General features: G+C 68.7%; 17 protein-coding genes. 9 read left to right on the top strand and 8 right to left on the bottom strand.

Features of this window, described 5'->3' with window-relative positions; all coding sequences use genetic code 11:
* Window positions 1-5: 5 nt before the first annotated feature.
* The 6 genes from F9C12_RS19720 (at window position 6) to F9C12_RS19745 (ending at window position 4012) form a co-directional block, all read left to right on the top strand.
* Window positions 6-500 (top strand): hypothetical protein, encoded by a 495-nt coding sequence (locus F9C12_RS19720; RefSeq protein ID WP_409466847.1) that lies wholly within the window; start codon window positions 6-8, stop codon window positions 498-500.
* Between the two features lie 50 nt (window positions 501-550).
* Window positions 551-1057 carry a hypothetical protein gene (locus F9C12_RS19725; RefSeq protein WP_409466848.1) on the top strand — a complete coding sequence of 169 codons (507 nt, stop codon included), beginning with the start codon at window positions 551-553 and terminating at the stop codon, window positions 1055-1057.
* Between the two features lie 155 nt (window positions 1058-1212).
* Complete coding sequence (locus F9C12_RS19730) at window positions 1213-1728, top strand: DUF3558 family protein (protein WP_409466849.1); 516 nt, start codon at window positions 1213-1215, stop codon at window positions 1726-1728.
* A gap of 49 nt (window positions 1729-1777) precedes the next feature.
* Window positions 1778-2305, top strand: coding sequence for a DUF3558 family protein (locus F9C12_RS19735; RefSeq protein ID WP_409466850.1), 528 nt, complete (start codon window positions 1778-1780; stop codon window positions 2303-2305).
* Window positions 2306-2496: 191 nt separating this feature from the next.
* Window positions 2497-3789 (top strand): PspC domain-containing protein, encoded by a 1293-nt coding sequence (locus tag F9C12_RS19740; RefSeq protein ID WP_409183420.1) that lies wholly within the window; start codon window positions 2497-2499, stop codon window positions 3787-3789.
* Window positions 3782-4012 carry a hypothetical protein gene (locus F9C12_RS19745; protein ID WP_037368646.1) on the top strand — a complete coding sequence of 77 codons (231 nt, stop codon included), beginning with the start codon at window positions 3782-3784 and terminating at the stop codon, window positions 4010-4012. The genes F9C12_RS19740 and F9C12_RS19745 overlap by 8 nt, the downstream gene beginning before the upstream one ends.
* A gap of 56 nt (window positions 4013-4068) precedes the next feature.
* Here F9C12_RS19745 and guaA read toward each other — a convergent pair whose 3' ends face one another.
* Window positions 4069-5625: a glutamine-hydrolyzing GMP synthase gene (gene guaA, locus F9C12_RS19750; RefSeq protein WP_409466851.1), complete on the bottom strand. Its 1557-nt coding sequence runs from the start codon at window positions 5623-5625 to the stop codon at window positions 4069-4071.
* 117 nt (window positions 5626-5742) lie between these two features.
* Here guaA and F9C12_RS19755 point away from each other — a divergent pair, with 117 nt between their 5' ends.
* Window positions 5743-6288, top strand: coding sequence for a DinB family protein (locus F9C12_RS19755; RefSeq protein WP_409466852.1), 546 nt, complete (start codon window positions 5743-5745; stop codon window positions 6286-6288).
* On the opposite strand, the gene F9C12_RS19760 is transcribed toward F9C12_RS19755, so the two are convergent.
* On the bottom strand, window positions 6221-6868 hold the full coding sequence (locus F9C12_RS19760) for a rhomboid family intramembrane serine protease (RefSeq protein ID WP_409466853.1): 648 nt from the start codon (window positions 6866-6868) through the stop codon (window positions 6221-6223). The genes F9C12_RS19755 and F9C12_RS19760 overlap by 68 nt on opposite strands.
* 128 nt (window positions 6869-6996) lie before the next feature.
* On the opposite strand from F9C12_RS19760, the gene F9C12_RS19765 reads away from it, so the two are divergent.
* The gene (locus tag F9C12_RS19765) at window positions 6997-8442 is read left to right on the top strand and encodes an aldehyde dehydrogenase family protein (RefSeq protein ID WP_409466854.1); all 1446 of its coding nucleotides are present in this window, start codon (window positions 6997-6999) and stop codon (window positions 8440-8442) included.
* 85 nt (window positions 8443-8527) lie between these two features.
* On the opposite strand, the gene F9C12_RS19770 is transcribed toward F9C12_RS19765, so the two are convergent.
* From F9C12_RS19770 to F9C12_RS19790, 5 genes are all read right to left on the bottom strand, one after another.
* Complete coding sequence (locus tag F9C12_RS19770; protein ID WP_409466855.1) at window positions 8528-9991, bottom strand: FAD-binding oxidoreductase; 1464 nt, start codon at window positions 9989-9991, stop codon at window positions 8528-8530.
* 179 nt (window positions 9992-10170) lie between these two features.
* Window positions 10171-10860 carry a maleylpyruvate isomerase family mycothiol-dependent enzyme gene (locus F9C12_RS19775; protein WP_409466856.1) on the bottom strand — a complete coding sequence of 230 codons (690 nt, stop codon included), beginning with the start codon at window positions 10858-10860 and terminating at the stop codon, window positions 10171-10173.
* Between the two features lie 14 nt (window positions 10861-10874).
* Entirely contained in the window at window positions 10875-12581 is a 1707-nt protein-coding gene (locus F9C12_RS19780) for a GMC family oxidoreductase N-terminal domain-containing protein (protein ID WP_409466857.1), read from the bottom strand.
* 60 nt (window positions 12582-12641) lie between these two features.
* Window positions 12642-12824 (bottom strand): hypothetical protein, encoded by a 183-nt coding sequence (locus F9C12_RS19785; protein WP_409466858.1) that lies wholly within the window; start codon window positions 12822-12824, stop codon window positions 12642-12644.
* A 124-nt stretch (window positions 12825-12948) separates the two neighbouring features.
* Entirely contained in the window at window positions 12949-14088 is a 1140-nt protein-coding gene (locus F9C12_RS19790; protein WP_409186798.1) for a GuaB3 family IMP dehydrogenase-related protein, read from the bottom strand.
* Between the two features lie 140 nt (window positions 14089-14228).
* On the opposite strand from F9C12_RS19790, the gene F9C12_RS19795 reads away from it, so the two are divergent.
* Window positions 14229-15494, top strand: a complete 1266-nt coding sequence (locus tag F9C12_RS19795) for an MFS transporter (protein WP_409183428.1) — start codon at window positions 14229-14231, stop codon at window positions 15492-15494.
* Here the strand turns inward: F9C12_RS19795 and F9C12_RS19800 are convergent.
* On the bottom strand, window positions 15446-15610 hold the full coding sequence (locus F9C12_RS19800; protein WP_409466859.1) for a DUF3574 domain-containing protein: 165 nt from the start codon (window positions 15608-15610) through the stop codon (window positions 15446-15448). The genes F9C12_RS19795 and F9C12_RS19800 overlap by 49 nt on opposite strands.
* Window positions 15611-15639 lie beyond the last annotated feature (29 nt).

A 15639-nucleotide genomic window follows, 5' to 3' on the forward strand; every position in this document is an offset into this window, starting at 1 on the left:
AACCGATGGCAGAAACTGTCTGGGATGCGACGGCTTCGGCCGGGAACTCTCCCGCCGCGGGCACCGCGGGCAACGACTTCCTGGCGGGGTTGACCGAAGGCCCGGGCAGCCACGAAGCCGCCCAAAAAATGAAGACCGCCGGGGACACGCTGAAGAGGCTGGCGCAGAACGGGTCGTTCGCGGTCAATGAGGCCGGTTTCAACGCATACCTGAAGGCCTGCAATTTTTTCCTCGACGGATACAACCAGATGGCGCATGACCTCGCCCTTCTCACTCAACTCGCCGAAATGGGAAGCTCCCAGTACGCAATCCTGGTAGCGGGATTCAACGTCGAAGTAGCGGCGGTGGGCGACGACGCGATGCTGCCCAACCTCATCCTGATGAGAGACGCAGTCAACTCGGCGAAAGAAGCCCTTGCGATTGCGCGGAAAAACTACCGAGAAGCCGAAAACGCGCATACCCAGTCGTTCGAGCAGTTGAACAGGAAAATTGACAACTAGTGAGCATATCGCGAACCTCTCGGATCCTGGTCCTGCTCGGAGCGGCGGCGATGACGCTGACCGCGTGCGACAATTCCGTCGACGGCACCGCGGCACCAGGGCAAACGGCCTCCTCGACCCCATCCGCGTCCTCGCCGTCCTCCGGAAACCCCTTCGCCGCAAGGAATCAGTGCACCCTGCTTGACCAACTGCTCGCGGGGCAGGGGTACCCGAAAGCAATCCCTTCGGTCGCCGACTCCAAACGCTCCTGCGCCGCCCAGAAGCACGGCGACGGCCTGGACTCCACCGTCGTCGGCCTCACCCTGCAAGACGGCCAGCGCTACACCGACAACGTCGTCAACCCCAGCAAAGCGCGCACCGGCAAAATCAATGGCACCCGCCCAGCGCTCGAAGAGCGGGAGCCGCTGGGTTCAAGCGGCCAATGCATGCTCAAGCTGGCCGTTCCGCCCAATTCCCGAGCAATCGTCGACGTCACCAGCGGAACTGACACCGATGCCGCATGCAAAACCGCCCAAAGTCTGGCTGAAAAATTGGATCCGCTCCTCCCGAAAGGCTAGCAGCCAAACGTCCAGCATCCCGCCTCGGCGCACGACGGAAACTTATCGAGTAGCCACCTGACGTCACGACCGGATTGGACAAGCGACTCCCCGCAGAATTTACGACCACCCTCGTTGCGCTCGGCATGTCTGGATAACACAACTTGCGAACCTCAATGATACTCATCTCGCTTGGCGCGATCGTGGGAGTGCTGACCGCATGCGACAGCACCGTCCACGGTACTGCGGAAACAGGCCAGGCAGCTCCGGCAGCCTCATCGAGCAACCCCTTCGCCGCGAGGAATCAGTGCGCATTGCTTGATCAAATCCTGGCCGACCGCGGCTACCCCAAGGCAATTCCCTCAATTGCCGATTCAAAGCGCTCCTGCATGGCCCAGAAGCCAGGAGACGGACCGGACGCCGGCGTCATCGGCCTCACCCTGCAGGACGGTCAGCGCTACACCGACAACATCGCCGAGCCCAGCAAGGCACACGCCGGCAATGTCAATGGCCGCCCCCTCATCGAGGAACGCGAGCCGATCGGCTCTAGCGGGTCGTGTCTGATCAAGTTGGCTGTCGCGACCAACTCCCGGGCGCTTATCGATGTCACAAACGGCAGCGACACCGACGTAGCCTGCGAGGCAGCCCGAAAACTGGCGGTCAAGCTGGATCCTCTGCTTCCGAAAAACTGAGCTAGCCACCCGGGGAGTCACCTTGCGAACCTTAGGGATTCTGTTCACGGTGGGCACCGCAGCCATCCTGGTCGCCGCATGCAGCACCCCCGTCAACGGCGCGGCAACGCCCACCGCGTCAGCACCCGCGTCGGCCAGCGGTCCCGCTTCCAGTTCCGGCAATCCGTTCGCTTCGCTGAACCAATGCCAGCTGGTCGACCAGGTTCTGGCCGGCCAAGGTTTTCCGCCAGCACAGCCCTCCGTCGCGGACTCCAAGCGCAGCTGCCGGTCGAAAAAAACGTTTGAAAACGCCGCGAAGGATCCGGCGATCGAAGTCGGCATCGCGCTTCAAAATGGCCAAAAGTACACGGAAAACATTCAAAATCCCAACACGGCGCATGAAGGAAACATCGACGGCCGGAAGCTTATCGAGCAACGCGACCTGTTGGCCTCTCCGGGCGGCTGCCAGATAGGCATGGAGGTCGGACCCAACGCACGTGCCTTGGTGGTCGTGCTGATCGGCAACGACACTCCGGCCGCTTGCAAAAAGGCGGAGGACGTCGCGACCGCGTTGGACAAGCTGCTCCCCCGGAACTAAAACCTGCGGTTCCCGGCCGAGTCGCCTCATCCTGCTGTGAGAACGGCAGCGTAGCGAGCCGGGTGGACCGGTCCGCGCACAGGACCTCCCCTCCGCGCCGCGCGAGTCGGCCGCCCGGGGACACATCTCGGGGACAACCTCAGGGACCTTCCCCGATGTGCCGCCCCCGGACGTCGACCATGCTGTACGGCATGAGTGGTGCGAACGACGTGCGGCCTCCCCGTACGAACCCGCTGAACGGGTTCGAGGAGACCGTCAAGGACTTCTGGGCCAGCAGGCCTCGGCGGCCGCTCTCGGGTCGGAAGGTTGCGGGGGTCGCGGCTGGGCTGGGGGATCGCTACGGGATCGATCCCGTGGTGATTCGGGTCGCGTTGGCGGCGGCGACCGTTTTCGGGGGGTTCGGGCTGGTGCTTTACCTGCTCGGGTGGCTGTTCTTCCCCGCCGAGGGCGACGAGGTCTCCGGCTTCGAGGCGATGCTCGGGCGCGGCCGGTCGACCATGACGAAAGCCTTCGCGGCCGTGCTGACCATCGCGGTGATTCCGGTCGTCGGGTGGACTTTCGGGGGCGGCTGGTTCGACGGGGGCGGCCTGATCGGGTTCGCGTTGCTCGCCACGTGCCTTTATCTCCTGCATCGCACCCGCGGGCAGGACAACCGACCGGCGCCGGTCGTCGCGTTCGCGGCGGACGGGGTCGCTTCCGGAACCGGAGCTTTCACGATGAACAGCGACACCCCGACTCCCGCGGCGGCGGCGCCGGGCTGGGATCCGCTGGCCGCCGATCCGGCGGGCTGGGATCTGCCCGACCCGGCGGCATCGGTCCCGCCGCCGCCTCCGAGCGGCGACTACAACGACTCCGCGCCCAAGCCGCCGCGGCGGCACTCCAAGATCGGGCCCGCCACGTTCGGGGTCGCGGTGATCGTGGCCGGCGTCGGCGTCGCGCTCGCGCTGAACGGGTTCGACTGGTTCTCCCTGCGGCACATCATCGGCATGACGCTCGCCGTGCTGGGCGTCGGGCTCGTGGCCGGGGCGTTCGCTCGCGGCGCGCGCGGCCTGATCGGGCTCGCGATTCCGCTGTCGGTCGCCGGGATGGTGCTCACGACCAGCGCGTTCGACAACATCGACGTGCGCGGCGGCGTCGGCGACCTGTCCGCGACCCCGCGTACGGTGGCCGAACTGCAGCCGGTGTACCGGCACACGGCGGGCAACATGAAGATCGACCTGACCCAGCTGGCCGCGAGCGAGCCGATCACCACGACGATCTCCAACGGCGCCGGGAGCACCGAGGTCATCGTGCCGCGCACCGCGGACGTCACCTTCACCTGCGAGAACAGCGCCGGCGAGGTCGACTGCCTCAACCGCACGTCCAACGGGGTCGGCCAGCCGGCCATCACCGGGACCGACAACGGCGACGACAACGTCGGCGGACAGAAGATCACGCTCCACGTCACCAACGGCGTGGGCCAGGTGGAGGTGCGCCGTGGCTGAGAACCCGTACTCCTACGACGAGCCCGAAGCCCCGGCCCGCCGCCGCGGGGTCGACTGGATCACGCTGATCGTCGGGGTCGCGACGCTGCTGGTCTCCGGTTACGTCCTCACCGACGGCTCCAGCTGGCTGCCCACCTTCGACTTCCGCTGGATCATCGCGGGCGGCGCGGTGTTCTGCGGGATCCTGATGCTCGGCGCGTCGTTCCGCAAGCGACGGCCGTAAGACGCCGTAAGACAACGAAAAACGGGGCCTGGAAGTCCAGGCCCCGTTTTTTCACGTCATTCCCACTCGATGGTGCCCGGCGGCTTGCTCGTCACGTCCAGCACCACGCGGTTGACCTCGGACACCTCGTTCGTGATCCGGGTCGAGATCCGCTCCAGCACCTCGTACGGCAGCCGCGTCCAGTCGGCGGTCATCGCGTCCTCCGACGACACCGGGCGCAGCACGATCGGGTGACCGTAGGTGCGGCCGTCGCCCTGGACGCCGACGCTGCGGACGTCCGCGAGCAGCACCACCGGGCACTGCCAGATCTGCTGGTCCAGCCCGGCCGCGGTGAGTTCCTCGCGGGCGATCGCGTCGGCCTCGCGCAGGGTTTCCAGCCGGTCCGCGGTCACCTCGCCGATGATCCGGATGCCGAGACCCGGCCCCGGGAACGGCTGGCGCTGCACGATCGTCTCCGGCAGCCCCAGTTCGAGCCCGACGCGGCGGACCTCGTCCTTGAACAGCAGCCGCAGCGGTTCGACCAGTTCGAACTGCAGGTCGTCAGGCAGGCCGCCGACGTTGTGGTGGCTCTTGATGTTCGCGGTGCCCTCGCCGCCGCCGGATTCGACCACGTCCGGGTACAGCGTGCCCTGCACGAGGAACCGGTAGTCGCCCTGCGCCTTGAGGTCGCGTTCGGCCTGCTCGAACACGCGGATGAACTCGCGGCCGATGATCTTGCGCTTCTGCTCCGGGTCGGTGACGCCGGACAGCGCGTTCAGGAACCGCTCGCGCGCGTCCACGGTGACCAGGTTGACGCCGGTGGCGGCCACGAAATCGCGCTCCACCTGGGTGCGCTCGCCCGCGCGCAGCAGGCCGTGGTCGACGAACACGCAGGTCAGCCGGTCGCCGATGGCGCGCTGCACGAGCGCGGCCGCGACCGCGGAGTCGACGCCGCCGGACAGCGCGCAGATCGCCCGCCCGTCGCCGATCTGGGAAGCGATCCGCGCCACCTGCTCGTCCACAATGGACGAAGTGGTCCAGCCGGGCTTCACGCCGGCGATCTCGTACAGGAACCGGCGCAGCACCTCCTGGCCGTGCGGCGAGTGCGCCACCTCCGGGTGGTACTGCACGCCCGCGAAGCGCCGCTCGACGTCCTCGAAGCCGGCGACCTCGGCCCCGTCGGAGCTGGCCGTGACGACCGAGCCCTCGGGGGCCTTGGTGACGCTGTCGTTGTGGCTCATCCACGCCGTCTGGTGGCCGGGCAGCCCGGTGTGCAGGACGCCGCCCTCGCCGACGATCCGCACGTCGGTGCGGCCGAACTCGCGCACGCCGGTCGGCTCGACAACGCCGCCGAGCGCGCGAGCGAGCAGCTGGTGGCCGTAGCAGATGCCGAGGATCGGCACGCCGGCCTCGACCAGCTTCGGGTCCATCGCCGGGGCGCCTTCGGCGTACACGCTCGACGGGCCGCCGGACAGGATGATCGCGGACGGGTTCTTGGCCAGCAGCTCCTCGGCGGTCGAGCTGGACGGCACGACCTCGGAGAAAATCTGCGCCTCGCGCACGCGACGGGCGATCAGCTGCGCGTACTGCGCCCCGAAGTCCATGACGAGTACCGGACCGGTGGGAGTGGCCACCCAAGACCTCCAGGTATCAGCGCTTTTGCCACCATCGTCCCAGGTGGGCCCCGTCACGTCGGCAATGCCCCCGGAATGAGGACAGCCGCTGTCCGCGAACCGGCTTACCGTGCCCCCATGACCAACGACTGGACCAACGAACTGACCGAGCAGCTCGACTGGCACTGGCAGCACCACGTGCGCCCGAAGCTGGAGGGGCTGACCGACGACGAGTACTTCTGGCAGCCGGTCGCGAACTGCTGGACGGTGCACCCTCGCGCGAGCGAGAACGATCCAGGCACCGGCGATTTCACCGTCGACTTCTCGTTCCCGGAGCCGACCCCGCCGCCGGTGACCACCATCTCGTGGCGGCTGGCCCACATCATCGTGGGCGTGCTGGGCATGCGCTCCGCGTCGCACTTCGGCGGGCCAGCGATGTCCTATCAAGACTTCCCGTACGCGGGCTCAGCCGACGAAGCGCTGAAGCAGCTCGACGACGCGTACGCGACCTGGATCGCCGGCGTACGCAGCCTCGACGCCGAAGCGTTGGCCCGCCCCTGCGGTCCGGCTGAAGGGCCGTACGCGGAGCTGCCGATGGCCACGCTCGTCCTGCACATCAACCGAGAGATGATCCATCACTGCGCGGAGATCCTGCTGCTGCGCGACCTTTACCGAAACCGGTGAGCAGCAGTCCCAAGGCGATGCCCAGCAACGCGGGCATGCCGTGGTTGTCGTGCAGCACGGTGTCGAGTACGGCCAACGGCGCGATCAGCAGCGCGGCGCGGTAGAGCCCTTGCGGCGGCTCGGCGTCGCGCGCCCGCCACACCACGACGGCGAGCGCGCCGAGCAGCCCGGCGACGCACATCGAGTTCCCCGCCCCCACCGGGTTCAGCCAGACGTAGCTGAGGAACTGACCGAACAGTCCGCAGCCGAAGTACAGGACGAACCACGCCACGCGGCCGAGGCACCATTCCGCGAGCGTGCCCACGACGGCGAGGGCGGCCAGGTTGAAAATCCCGCCGAGAAGCTTGCCGTCCTGGAAGAACATCCCGGTGAGCAGCCGCCACCACTCTCCGGCGTCGATCGCGGTGGCGTCGCGCTTGAAGCTCTCGAAGAGGGACGGGTCCGCCAGCTGGGCGACGAGCACGCCCGCGGTCACGAGGAACACCGCGCCGGTCAGCACCGGACGACGCGGTGTTCCGACGCGCGCGAAGAAGGTCCGCAGCGGGCTTTCGGACCAGCGAGAGGCCACCGAGTTGGTCATGCGCTGACGATATGCCGGGCGAGCGCGCGAGACCCCCGACAAATGTCATCTCAGGCCCAGGACGCCTGCCACAATCGAAGGACCGAGTCCGGCGTGCTGGGCGTGGCGCTCCCTAATACCTTGAGCCCATGGACACGATCACCCCACAGCCGCGTGCCGCGTGGATCGCCGGTCAGGCTGAGCAGGGCGCGAGCACCCTCGTGGTGCACCATCCGTTCGACGGCAGCGAAGTGGCGACGGTCGCGGTGCCCGGCGCTGACCAGGTGGAGCGGGCGGTGGCCGCGGCGGCCGCGGTCGCGAAGGAGTTCCGGCGCACTCCGGCGCATCAGCGAGCGGCCGCGCTGGAGCACGCTTCGCGCGGGCTCGCGATGCGGGCCGAGGAACTCGCCGAGGTGATCACGGCCGAGAACGGCAAGCCGTTGAAGTGGGCCGAGGCCGAGGTCAAGCGCGCGGTGTCGGTGTTCCGGATCGCGGCCGAGGAGGCGCGCCGGTTCAGCGGCGACGTGCAGCGGCTCGACGCCGACCCGTCCGGCGACGCCCGGCTAGCGCTGACCCGCCGGGTGCCGCGCGGACCGGTGCTCGGGATCGCGCCGTTCAACTTCCCGCTGAATCTGGTGGCGCACAAGGTCGCTCCCGCACTGGCGGTCGGCGCGCCGATCATCGTCAAGCCCGCGCCGCGCACGCCGTTGTCGTCGCTGGTGCTCGGCGAGCTGCTGGCCGAGACCGACCTGCCCGAGGGCGCGTTTTCCGTGCTGCCGCTGGGAAACGAGGAGACTCAGGCTCTCGTCGCCGACCCGCGGCTGCCGGTCGTGTCGTTCACAGGCTCGGGCCCGGTCGGCTGGTCGATCGCGGACGCGGCGGCCCGCAAGCACGTGGTCCTCGAACTCGGCGGCAACGCCGCGGCGGTCGTGCTGCGGGACTGGCCGGACGTCGAGGGTGCGGCACAGCGCATCGCCACATTCGGGAACTATCAGGCGGGCCAGTCGTGCATCGCGGTGCAGCGAGTGATCGTGGACGCGGCGATCGCCGACGAATTCGTACCCGCGCTGACCGAGGCCGTTGAGGCACAGCAGACTGGCGATCCATACGACCGCAACACTGACGTCGGCCCGGTCGTCGACGAAGCGGCCGCGGAACGGATCATCGCGTGGGTCGACGAAGCGGTGGCCGGTGGCGCACGGGTGCTGACCGGCGGAACCCGTTCGGGCACAACGGTCGCTCCTACTCTGCTGACCGACGTGCCCGCGGATGCCAAGGCGTGGTCGGAGGAAATCTTCGGGCCAGTGCTCGCAGTGTCCATTGTGGATGGAGTGGACGAGGCTTTCGCTTCGGTAAACGCGTCCGCATACGGGCTGCAGGCCGGAGTATTCACCAGCGACGTGCAGCTGGCCTTCCACGCGTCGGCGGAACTTGAGGTCGGTGGCGTGATCATCGGCGACGTGCCGTCGTACCGCGCGGATCAGATGCCGTACGGCGGCGTGAAGGGTTCGGGTGTCGGCCGCGAGGGCGTGCTGTCGGCGATGCACGACCTGACCGAGGAGCGGGTCACGGTCTTCACCGGGGTCGAACTCTGACCACAGTGGACCTGAGGCGGGCAACGGCCGCGGGTGCACGCGACATCGCCGACGCGTGGGTTACGGATTCGTCGCCATCCCCGCCTCATGCCGACTGAGCGAACTTGAACACCCCGTTGGGGTCGTACTTCTTCGCCACCTGGTCCAGCCGGGCCGCGTTGTCGCCGTAATAGGCCGACTTCCAGTCCGGCAACTCCGGGTCGATGTAGTTCACGTAGCCGCCGCGCGCGCCCGCGTCCGCCAAGCCAGCGACCACAGTGGACACTGACTTGCGCGCGTTCTCCTGACTGCTCGCCGTGGCCGGAGCGTAGACCTGAATGCTGGCCAGCGCTTTCCGGTGCGGGAAGGCCGTGGCCGTCGGCGCGATTTCGCCCACCGCACCGCCGAGGCCGTCGATCAGCAGGTCCATTCCCTTGTGCCCGGAGGCGAGATCGGCGATCCTCCCGCCGTCGACCGGATCGGTGATGATCCGCGACGACGCCACGAAGGTCTGCCGCTCCGAACTGCCGGAGAAATAGTTCATCGCCGCGCCGTAGCCGAGGGTTTTCATCGTGCGGCTGGACGGCGTCGCCGACAATCCGCTCAGCGCCGAGTTCAGGCCCGCCGAACTGCCGACAAACGCACCGCCGACCCGGCACGCTCCGCTCGGACCGCCGGAAACCACGCAATTCGACCACAATTCGGGCGGAGCGCTCGGCAGCCAGCGCTGCCAGGCGTCGACCACGTCGCTCGCCGAACCAGAAGGGAACTTGAGCGAAAACACCGTGACGGTCGGTGCTTCCACCGTGGTGAAGGTGAACGACGTGACCACGCCGAAATTTCCGCCTCCGCCACCTCGCAGCGCCCAGAACAGGTCGTCGTCGGATTGCGCGCTGACGGTGCGCAGCTTGCCGTCCGGCGTGACGATCTGCGCGGACTGCAATCGGTCGCAGGTCAGGCCGTATTTCCGGGTCAAGACGCCGATTCCGCCGCCGAGCGCGAGTCCGGCAATACCGACAGTCGGGCACGAACCGGCAGGCAGGCAACGGCCCGCTTTCGCCAGCTCCGCATAGACGTCCCCGAGTTTCGCGCCCGCGCCGATCACCACCTGGTCGCCCTGGACGTCCACGCCGGCCATTCCGCCGACGTCGATGACCAGCCCGCCGTCCGGCGCGGAATACCCGGCATAGCTGTGCCCGCCGCTGCGCGCGGCGAGCGGGACCCGTCCGCCGGCCGCTTCGACGCAGGCCTGCACATCCTCCGGTTTCGCGCATTTCGCTACCGCCGCTGGATTACGCCCGTCGAAAAGCGGATTGAACGCCCGCTTCGCGGTAGCGAATCCGCCGTCGGAAGGCAGTACGAGATCGCCGGAGAGCTTGCCGCGCAACGCGTTCCAGTCCGGCGGCCCGGACGGCTTCGAGCTGGTGCTCGGCGGTACGGACGTTCTCGCCGTCGGGCTCGTCTGCGGTACCGGCGGTCCCGGTTTCGCCGTGCACGCCGCGGCCACCGCGCCGACCGCCGTCAACCCGGCGGCGCGCAAGAACGTCCTTCTCCCCAGTGTCATGTTCATTCAGACGCCTCAGACCATGGGTGGGTTGCGAACAGTCCGGCCAGTAATGCGCGAGCAGCGGAAAGCGGTCCGCGTCGAGGGGCGCCGGACTGTCCACATCGGACTCCGTACCAGGCGGGAGCTCTCCGAACGGTCACCAGGCCCTCCTCAACTCGCCGCCGCCCGGCGAACCGGCTGATTCAGAGCAGCGGAGCCATCTCCGGCACCGGCCCGGACAGCGCGGACCCGTCGCCGCGCCCGGTCAGCCAAGCCAGCACCGTTCCCGGCGTGCCCGTGACCAGCTCGCCACCCTCGCCCAAAGTCCAGGTGCGGACGCCGTCGGTGAGCCGGAACGAGGGCAGCGGGCGCGGGCACATCCGGATCATCGTCGCGACCACCGCGTCGAGATGCTCGCCGAGCAGCGCGGTGACGCTGTCGAAATCGTGGCCGGCGTCGAGGTCGACGAGGTGGATCGTGGTCTCGGACAGCCGCAGCGTGAGCACGTCCGCGCCGGTCAGCGCACCGCCGTGCCGGTGCCGCACGGGCGCGGACCAAGCCTCGTCCGAAAGCCGCGCGGCGTGGTCGGTCAGCCGGTTTCCGGACGCCACCAGGTCGGCCACGATTTCCGCCGGGGCGCGACCGGCACCGGTGGAAATCTCGTCGTCCCGGGCGTTGCCGGGTCCGTACATCGACCGCTCGACCCCGGTTTCGGCCCAGGTCAGCAGGTTTCCGAGGCCGTCGGCGTTGCGCGCGAGATGGGTGAGCAGATGCGCCCGCGTCCAGCCGGGCAGCGCGCTCGGCTCGCCGAACGCCGAGGCCGGCAGGGCCTCGGCGACCCGAGCCCATTCGTCGTGCAGTTTCCGGATCCGGTCCAGCGCCGCGGTAGTCACCGGACGATCTTAGGTCAGCGGCGCAGTGCCGCGGGCGCGTTCGCCGGAACCGCCGGGTTCTTCGGCGCGACCGGTTCCATCCGGGTGTACCCGCTGCCCTGCTCCGGCCGCTGGTCGGCCTCGCCCTTGTTGGGCCAGAACGAGAACGCCCGCTCGGCCTGCGCGGCGATGGTGAGCGACGGGTTCACGCCGAGGTTCGCGGTGATCGCCGAACCGTCCACAACGGACAATCCGGGATAGCCGTAAACCCGGTGGTACGGGTCGATCACGCCGGTTTCCGCGCTGTCGCCGATCGGCACGCCGCCAATGAAGTGCGCGGTGAGCGGGATGTCGAAAACCTCGCCCCAGGTGCCGCCCGGCATGCCGCCGATCCGTTCCGCGGTCAGGACGTTCGCCTCGTGCCCGGCCGGGATGAAGCTCGGGTTCGGCTCGCCGTGGCCCTGTTTCGACGTGTATTTCCGCCGCCCGAAAAGGCCGCGCCGGGTGTAGGTGGTGATGGAATTGTCGAGACTCTGCATCACCAGCAGAATCACCGTGCGCTCGCTCCACCGGTGCGCATTCAGCAGTTTCGCCGACTGCACCGGGTGTTTGACCAGGAACGTCAGCGCCTGCCGCCAGCGCGGAACGCGCGAAGACCCGTCGGTGGCAACGGTTTGCAGCAGGCTCATCGCATTGCTGCCCTTGCCGTACCGCACCGGTTCGATGTGCGTGTTCTCGTCCGGATGAATCGACGAGGTGATCGCGACCCCGCGACTGAAGTCTTGTTCGGGATCCACCGTGGTCCGGGCCGCGCCGATAATGGCTTCGGAATTCGTCCGGGTCAATTCTCCGAGCCGCTTCGACAACTTCGGCAGCGTGGCCGTGTCCTTCATGCGGTGCAACAGGTTCTGCGTGCCCCAAGTACCCGCGGCGAACACCACCTGCGAGGCCGTGACCGTCGTCCGGAACCGCCGCGAACGCGTACCGGTCTTTTGCAGCGTGATCTCGTAACCGTCGCCGCGCGGGCTGACCGACGTGACCGTGGTCAGCGGAATGACCTGCGCGCCGTCCTTTTCCGCGAGGTACAGATAATTCTTCACCAGCGTGTTCTTCGCGCCGACCCGGCACCCGGTCATGCACGAACCGCATTCGGTGCAGCCGACCCGATCCGGTCCGGCACCGCCGAAGTACGGGTCCTTCACCGTCTCGCCGGGTTTGCCGAAATACACCCCGACCGGCGTGGCGTGGAACGAATCCTCGACGCCCATTTTCTTCGCGACGTCCCGCATCACCACGTCGGACGGCGTGATCGTCGGGTTCGTGACGACGCCGAGCATGCGGCTGGCCTGGTCGTAATGCGGCGCGAGTTCGCTTTCCCAGTCGGTGATGTGCGCCCACTGCCGGTCTCGGTAGAACGGCTTGAGCGGCCGGTACAGCGTGTTCGCGTACACCAGCGAACCGCCGCCGACGCCCGCGCCGGCCAGCACCATCACGTCGTTGAGCATGTGGATGCGCTGGATGCCGTAGCAGCCGAGCTGCGGCGCCCAGAGGTAGCGCTTGAGATCCCAGGACGTCTTGGCGAACTCGTCGTCGGCGAACCGCCTGCCCGCCTCGACCACCGCGACGCGGTAGCCCTTCTCGGTCAGCCGCAACGCCGCGACGCTGCCGCCGAACCCGGAACCGACCACGAGGACGTCGTAGTCGGGTTCTTGCCGCGCGGTGGTGGTGTTACTGGCAGTCACAGGAAAGAGAGTAACCCCCGGAAGTCCGGCTGACCAGAGGTAAGTTACTGACGGGTTACATCACCGCGCCTTGCGCCGCGGCGCGAACCGGAACAGCTCGCCGAGCGCCCGGATGATGGCCGGCCGTTCCGCCGGTTCCGTGCCGCGCAACGCCACGACCAGCGCGAGCAGCCGGATCAGCAGGCTGCCCACCACGATGCCGCCGAGCCACCAGGTCGACGCGGACTCCCCCAGCAGTGCCATCCGCTCACCCTTCAGGCGCGACACCGAACTCCGAGTATAACGAAAGTATAACGGAGAAGGGAGCGTTTCGGACCGGCGGGCACAAAAAAGGCCCCCGTGAAGGGGGCCTTTTTCGCGAGTCGCCTCAGCCGCGCACGGTCAGCCCGACGCGCTGGAACTCCTTCAGGTCCGAGTACCCCGTCTTCGCCATCGCCCGCCGCAGCGCGCCGAAGAGGTTCACCACGCCCTCCGCGTCCGAGGACGGGCCGAACAGCAGCGTCTTGAGGTCCACCGCGTAGTCCGAGTCCGGGCCGGCCACCACGCGCGAACGCGGCAGCGACGGGTGCGCCGCCGCGGCGGTCCAGTACAGGCCCTGGCCCGGAGCGTCCGACGCGGTCGCCAGCGGGGCGCCGAGCATGACCGCGTCCGCGCCGCAGGCGATCGCCTTCGCGATGTCGCCGGACGTCGTGATGCCGCCGTCGGCGAGGACGTGCACGTACCGGCCGCCGGTCTCGTCCAGGTAGTCGCGGCGCGCGGCGGCCGCGTCCACGATCGCCGTCGCCATCGGGGTGCCGATGCCGAGCACGCGGTCGGTGCTGGTGACGCCCTCGGTGTAGCCATGGCCGACGATGACGCCCGCCGCGCCGGTGCGCATCAGGTGCATGGCCGTGCGGTAGTCGCTCACGCCGCCCGCGATCACCGGCACGTCGAGCCGGCCGATGAACTCCTTGAGGTTGAGCGGTTCCGCGTCGCGCTGCACGTGCTCGGCGGAGATGATCGTGCCCTGCACGACCAGGATCTCGACGCCGGCGGCGATCAGGTCCGGCGTCAGCTCGGCGGCGTGCTGCGGGCTGACCCGAGCGGCGACCGTCACGCCGGATTCGCGGACCGTCTTGATCGCCTCGGTCAGCAGGTCGAGCCGGATCGGCGCGGCGTGCAGCTCCTGCAGCTCGCGCACGACCGCGGCCGGGTCGTCGCTGTCCTCGGCCGCGCGGACGAGGCGGAAGATCGCTTCCTCGACGTTCGAGTGCCGAGCCCACAGCCCTTCGGCGTTGAGCACGCCGAGGCCGCCCAGCTCGCCGATCGCCACCGCGGTCCCCGGCGACACGATCGCGTCGGTCGGGTGGGTGACCAGCGGCAAGTCGAACCGGTACGCGTCGATCTGCCAGGCAGTGGACACCACCGACGAGGACCGCGTCCGCCGCGACGGCACGATCTCCACGTCATCGAGGTCATACGCCCGCCGCGCGGTGCGGCCCATGCCGATCTCGACCAGATCCCGCACGTGATGTCCCTTCTCGCGCCTGCCGCCTTCGCGGTCCATTGTCGCGAGTCGGCGCGGGTGACCTGCGCGCGGGGGACCGTAGCGGTGGCGACAACCACCGGTTGTGCGCGCGGTTGTTTGCCACCGGCGCGGGCGGATGGTTGGCTGCCCGGCTGAACGAAGGGGCGGATTTGGCGCTGGGCAAGGACTTTCACCGGCTGTGGCTGGCTTATGCGGTCAGCATCGCGGGCACTTACTTCGCGCTCGACGCCTTCTCGATCATCGCGGTCCGGGTGCTGCACAGCAGCGCCGCGCAGGTGTCGCTGCTGGCCGGAGCCGGGCTGGCGGCGGGCTCGCTGGCCGCGTTGCCGCTCGGCCCGTGGGTGGAATTCCGGCGGAAACGGCCGGTGCTGATCGCGATGGACCTCCTCCGGTTCGCCGCCCTGCTCACGCTGCTGCCCGCGTATCTGCTCGACCTGCTGACGTTCGCCCAGCTCGTGGCGGTATCGGTGGTCGTGGCCGCGGCGAACATCGCGTTCACCTCGGCGAGCGGCGCGTATCTGAAAGCACTGGCGACTGGTCCAGACCTGCTGACCGCGAACGGCCGGTTCGAGACGACGCTGTGGACCGCGACCGCGCTCGGTCCGCCGGCGGGCGGCGCGGCGATCGGGTTTTTCGGCCCGCTGGCCACGGTGCTCCTGGACGCGATCAGCTACCTCCTGTCCGCCCTCTCGCTCTCGACCATCCGCACCCGCGAACCCAAACCCGCCCGCCCCGCCGCGTTCCGCCCCGCCGACCTGGTCGAAGGCTGGCGATACCTCTTCCGGCACCCGCGGCTGCGGCGGCTGTTCCTCAACACCTGCCTGGTCAACGGCCTGATCATGGCCACCTCCCCGGTGCTCGCGGTGCTGCTGCTCGGCGAACTCGGCCTGCCGGTCTGGCAGTACGGGCTCGCGTTCGGCGTCCCGTGCCTCGGCGGACTGGCCGGCTCCCGGCTCGCCCGGCGGCTGGTGCCGCGTTACGGCCGGGTGCGGTTGCTGCCGGTCCTCGCCGCGGCCCGGGCGTGCTGGGTCGTGCTGCTGGCGTTCGTGCCGCCGGGGATCGGCGGGCTGTTCTGGGTGATGGCGGTGGAGTTCGGCCTGATCGTCTGCGCGGCGGCGTACAACACGGTCCTCGCGACGTACCGCCTCGAAGAAACCGAAGACGGCTACGTGAGCCGAATGTTGTCCGCGTGGCGGATCAGCGGCAGCGCCAGCACTGCCGGGCTGACCCTGTTGTGGGGTTTGGTGGCGACGTGGCTGGGCACGCGTGGTGCGCTCGGATTGGCGGGCGCGCTGATGCTGGCGACGCCGTTGCTGCTGCTCGGGTGGAACCGCGCTCAGAACGAGACGCGCGCGGTGGAATCGGTGCGCAGCACGGATTCCTGAGCGAACAGGTGCTTGTAGTCGGTGCGGATCTGTTCGAGGTCGCCGTTCGCGTGCTGGTTCGTGCCCTCGAGCTGGGTGATAGCCGCCGTCAGCACGAACCTCCGGGAAAACCGCATTCGCCCGCTCCCCTCGCCGTCACCTGGGG

Origin of the sequence: Amycolatopsis sp. GA6-003 (genome assembly GCF_046267895.1) — a bacterium.
Classification (GTDB): domain Bacteria; phylum Actinomycetota; class Actinomycetes; order Mycobacteriales; family Pseudonocardiaceae; genus Amycolatopsis.

Excerpts from the sequence above, each read along its gene's own strand:
- F9C12_RS19720 (WP_409466847.1), top strand. The coding sequence starts at position 6 with ATGGCAGAAACTGTCTGGGATGCGACGGCTTCGGCCGGGAACTCTCCC.
- F9C12_RS19725 (WP_409466848.1), top strand. The coding sequence starts at position 551 with ATGACGCTGACCGCGTGCGACAATTCCGTCGACGGCACCGCGGCACCA.
- F9C12_RS19730 (WP_409466849.1), top strand. The coding sequence starts at position 1,213 with ATGATACTCATCTCGCTTGGCGCGATCGTGGGAGTGCTGACCGCATGC.
- F9C12_RS19740 (WP_409183420.1), top strand. The coding sequence starts at position 2,497 with ATGAGTGGTGCGAACGACGTGCGGCCTCCCCGTACGAACCCGCTGAAC.
- F9C12_RS19755 (WP_409466852.1), top strand. The coding sequence starts at position 5,743 with ATGACCAACGACTGGACCAACGAACTGACCGAGCAGCTCGACTGGCAC.
- F9C12_RS19760 (WP_409466853.1), bottom strand. The coding sequence starts at position 6,868 with ATGACCAACTCGGTGGCCTCTCGCTGGTCCGAAAGCCCGCTGCGGACC.
- F9C12_RS19765 (WP_409466854.1), top strand. The coding sequence starts at position 6,997 with ATGGACACGATCACCCCACAGCCGCGTGCCGCGTGGATCGCCGGTCAG.
- F9C12_RS19770 (WP_409466855.1), bottom strand. The coding sequence starts at position 9,991 with ATGAACATGACACTGGGGAGAAGGACGTTCTTGCGCGCCGCCGGGTTG.
- F9C12_RS19785 (WP_409466858.1), bottom strand. The coding sequence starts at position 12,824 with ATGGCACTGCTGGGGGAGTCCGCGTCGACCTGGTGGCTCGGCGGCATC.
- F9C12_RS19800 (WP_409466859.1), bottom strand. The coding sequence starts at position 15,610 with ATGCGGTTTTCCCGGAGGTTCGTGCTGACGGCGGCTATCACCCAGCTC.